We start from the raw sequence: 3165 nt of genomic DNA, 5'->3' as shown, positions 1-3165 counted from the left end.
GCCCTCGGCCGCGCCGACCAGCAGGTCGCCGCCGGCGCCGCCCGCCGCGCCCAGCACAGCGGCCGCCCCGTCAGAACCGTCGGAAGAAGAACCGAGGGAGGCCATCAGCTGGTCCAGAGCCGATAGCGGTAGCTTGCATGCACAGCCGGCGCCGTGCGACAGGGAAGTGAGCCGGATCGAGTCAGAAGCAGGCTGCGCAGTCACCCGTCCACCGTATGCCGCGGCCGGCGCCAGGCGCCAGGCGCCACAAGGAGGGTTGTAGCACCAGTGATGCCCCGCATGGCACGTGGCAGTCGCCGCGTTATGCCAGGATGAAAGCAATGAAACTACCGTCCGTAAGGATCCCGCGCGTCGGGCGGGGCAAGGCTGCGGAGCCGCCCGGCACCGTTGGCGTCGCGCGCGTGGACCCGCGGACGAAGGTCCTGGTCAAGCGGCTGAAACCCGGTGACATCGCGGTCATCGACCACGCCGACCTGGACCGGGTGAGCGCGGACGAGCTGATCGACTGCCGGGTCGCCGCCGTCGTGAACGCGGCGAAGTCCATCACCGGCAGGTACCCGAACCTCGGCCCGCGGCTGCTGCTCGAGGCCGGCATCCCGCTGCTGGACGACGTCGGCAGCGACGTGCTGATCCGGATCAGCGAGGGCGCCGTCGTCCGGCTGGACGGCGACGTGCTGTTCGCGGGCGATCAGGCGGTCGCCAAGGGCGTGCTGCAGGACGAGACCACGCTCGCCAAGGCGATGCAGCAGGCCGTCGACGGCGTGACCACCCAGATCGACTCCTTCGCGGCGAACACGCTCGAGTTCCTCCGCCACGAGGTCGACCTGCTGACCACCGGCATCCAGGTCCCCGAGCTCGGCACCTTGATGGACGGCAGGCACGTGCTCGTGGTCGTCCGCGGCTACCGGTACCGGGAGGACCTGCGCGCCCTGCGGCCGTACATCCGCGAGTACCGCCCGGTGATGCTCGCCGTGGACGGCGGCGCCGACGCGCTGCTCGAGGCCGGCTACCGGCCGGACGTGATCATCGGCGACATGGACTCGGTCACCGACGACGCGCTGTGCTCGGGGGCCGAACTCGTCGTGCACGCCTACTCCGACGGCCACGCCCCCGGCATGGCCCGGCTGCAGTCCCTCGGCCTGGACGCCGTTCCGCTGCCGGCCGCGGGCACCAGCGAGGACGTGGCGCTGCTCGTCGCCGACGCCTGCGGCGCCAGCCTGATCGCCGTGGTCGGCACGCACTGGACCCTGGAGGAGTTCCTCGACAAGGGCCGGCCGGGCATGGCGAGCACGTTCCTCACCCACCTGCGCGTCGGCGGTAAGCTCGTCAACGCCCGGGGCGTACACCAGCTGTACCAGAGCAGGATCTCCGGCTGGGCACTGCTCGTACTGGTGCTCGCCGCCGCGTTCACGCTGGTCATCGTCGTGATGTTCTCACCGGCCGGGCCGATTCTCGGCAACTACTTCAGCGTCACCTGGCGCACCTTCACTACCTGGTTCACTGGACTGTTCACGTGATCGATTTCCGCTACCACCTCGTCTCGATCGTCGCCGTGTTCCTGGCGCTGGCGATCGGCATCGTGCTCGGCGCTACCAACCTGCGCGGCGGCACGCTCGACCTGCTCCAGTCGACGAACGACTCGCTGAAAAACCAGCTCACCGCCGCACAGGCGGCGCGTGACGGCTACCTGTCCCAGTCCAGTGCCGCGGAACAGTACCTGCAGTCCGCCGAGCCGACGCTGCTGGCCAGGCAGCTCAAAGGCGAAAGCCTGGTCATCGTCACCGAGCCCGGCGCGCAAGGCTCGGTCGTGGACGGCATCAAGCAGGCCGCGACGCTGGCGGGCGCCACCGTCACCGGCGAGGTGGCGCTCCAGCCGAAGTTCAACGACATCAGCGGCGCCAACCAGTCCAGCCTCAGCAGCATCAACAACTCGATCGTCAGCCGGGACGGCGCCACCCTCGCCACGGGCAGCAACCCGCAGACCACCTACCAGCAGCAGGCGGCCCAGCTGATCGCCACCGCGATCCTGGCCAGCACTACCACCGCGGTCGCGCCCACCGATGCGCAGCAAATGCTGAGCGCCTACGCGCAGGGCGGCTACCTGACCGTGTCGCCAGCCGGGGCGCCGACCGCCCCCGCGCAGCTCGCGGTGATCGTCACCCCGGAGTCGGCCCCCGCCGACGGCCAGAACGACCCGGCCAACCAGGTGCTGCTCGCGGTCGCGCAGGAGTTCGCGAGCGCCAGCTCGGCGACCCTGGTCGCGGGAAGCGCCCTCGGGTCCGCGCAGTCGGGCAGCGCGATGTCGGTGCTGCGCTCGAGCAGCGTCTCCAGCCAGGTCTCGAGCGTGGACGACGCGGACCTGACGCTCGGCCAGATTACGGTCGTGGACGCGCTCGCCAACCAGCTAGCGGGCAAGAAGCCGAACAGCTACGGTATCTCCGGTGCGTCCGCCGTCAGCCCCTCGCCGCTCCCCACCCCGACGGCGACGTCGACTCCGACGCAGACCGCCACGCCACACTCGACGACGACCCGGAAGGCTGGGGCGAAGAAGTGAAACGGGCCCTCGCGGCCGCCCTGACCTCGGTCGCGGCCGCTGGCGCGGCGCGCGCCGCCTACGCGGTCCTCACGCGGCGCCCGCCGGGTGGCGAGAAGACCTGGACCCGCGTCAACCACCGCGGCGAGCCGGTCACGCTCCTCGAAGGCCCTGCCGTCGCTGCCGGTGCGGTGCTGGCTCAAATTCTGCAGGGGGTTCCGGGGGGTCGTCCCCCCGGGCTAGCACAGTATTCGGAACGGGCCCGTTCCTCCGCCCGGCCCGCTCTCGCGCTAGCCCTGGCCGGGGCCGGCGCGTTCGGGTTCGGCGTCTACGACGACCTGGCCGGTTCTGGCAAGCGCCGCGGCCTGCGCGGCCACCTCGGCGCGCTGGCGAACGGCGAGGTCACTACCGGCGCGGTCAAGCTCGGCGGCCTCGGCGCGACCGGCCTGGCCAGCGCGCTGCTGCTCGGCAGCTCCTCGAAGGCCTGGGAGCCCGCCGACGTGGCGGTCAACGCCGGCCTGGTGGCGGGCGGCGCCAACCTGCTCAACCTTTTCGACCTCCGCCCGGGCCGGGCGATCAAGGTGGTGACCCTGTCGGCGGCGCTGATCACGGCCGCGGGCGGTGAGCGGGGC

The 3165-nt window shown here is 71.5% G+C and carries 2 protein-coding genes and 2 pseudogenes; 3 read left to right on the top strand and 1 reads right to left on the bottom strand.

All coding sequences use genetic code 11. The annotated features are described in order from the left end of the window. Positions 1 to 204 (bottom strand): annotated as a pseudogene (locus WA805_RS28570) (hypothetical protein); the annotation flags it as partial. 116 nt (positions 205 to 320) lie between these two features. Here WA805_RS28570 and steA point away from each other — a divergent pair. The 3 genes and pseudogenes from steA to WA805_RS28555 all read left to right on the top strand — a co-directional run. Continuing rightward, on the top strand, positions 321 to 1517 hold the full coding sequence (gene steA, locus WA805_RS28565) for a putative cytokinetic ring protein SteA (protein ID WP_422291019.1): 1197 nt from the start codon (positions 321 to 323) through the stop codon (positions 1515 to 1517). Further along, complete coding sequence (locus WA805_RS28560; RefSeq protein WP_422271571.1) at positions 1514 to 2554, top strand: copper transporter; 1041 nt, start codon at positions 1514 to 1516, stop codon at positions 2552 to 2554. Before steA ends, WA805_RS28560 begins: the two co-directional genes overlap by 4 nt. Continuing rightward, positions 2551 to 3165: pseudogene (locus tag WA805_RS28555) on the top strand (hypothetical protein); the annotation flags it as partial. The gene WA805_RS28560 and the pseudogene WA805_RS28555, both read left to right, overlap by 4 nt.

Source organism: Trebonia sp. (genome assembly GCF_049794275.1).
GTDB lineage: Bacteria > Actinomycetota > Actinomycetes > Streptosporangiales > Streptosporangiaceae > Trebonia.
The sequence above is the reverse complement of the archived record's forward strand: the minus strand, read 5'-3'. Positions and strand labels throughout refer to the sequence as shown.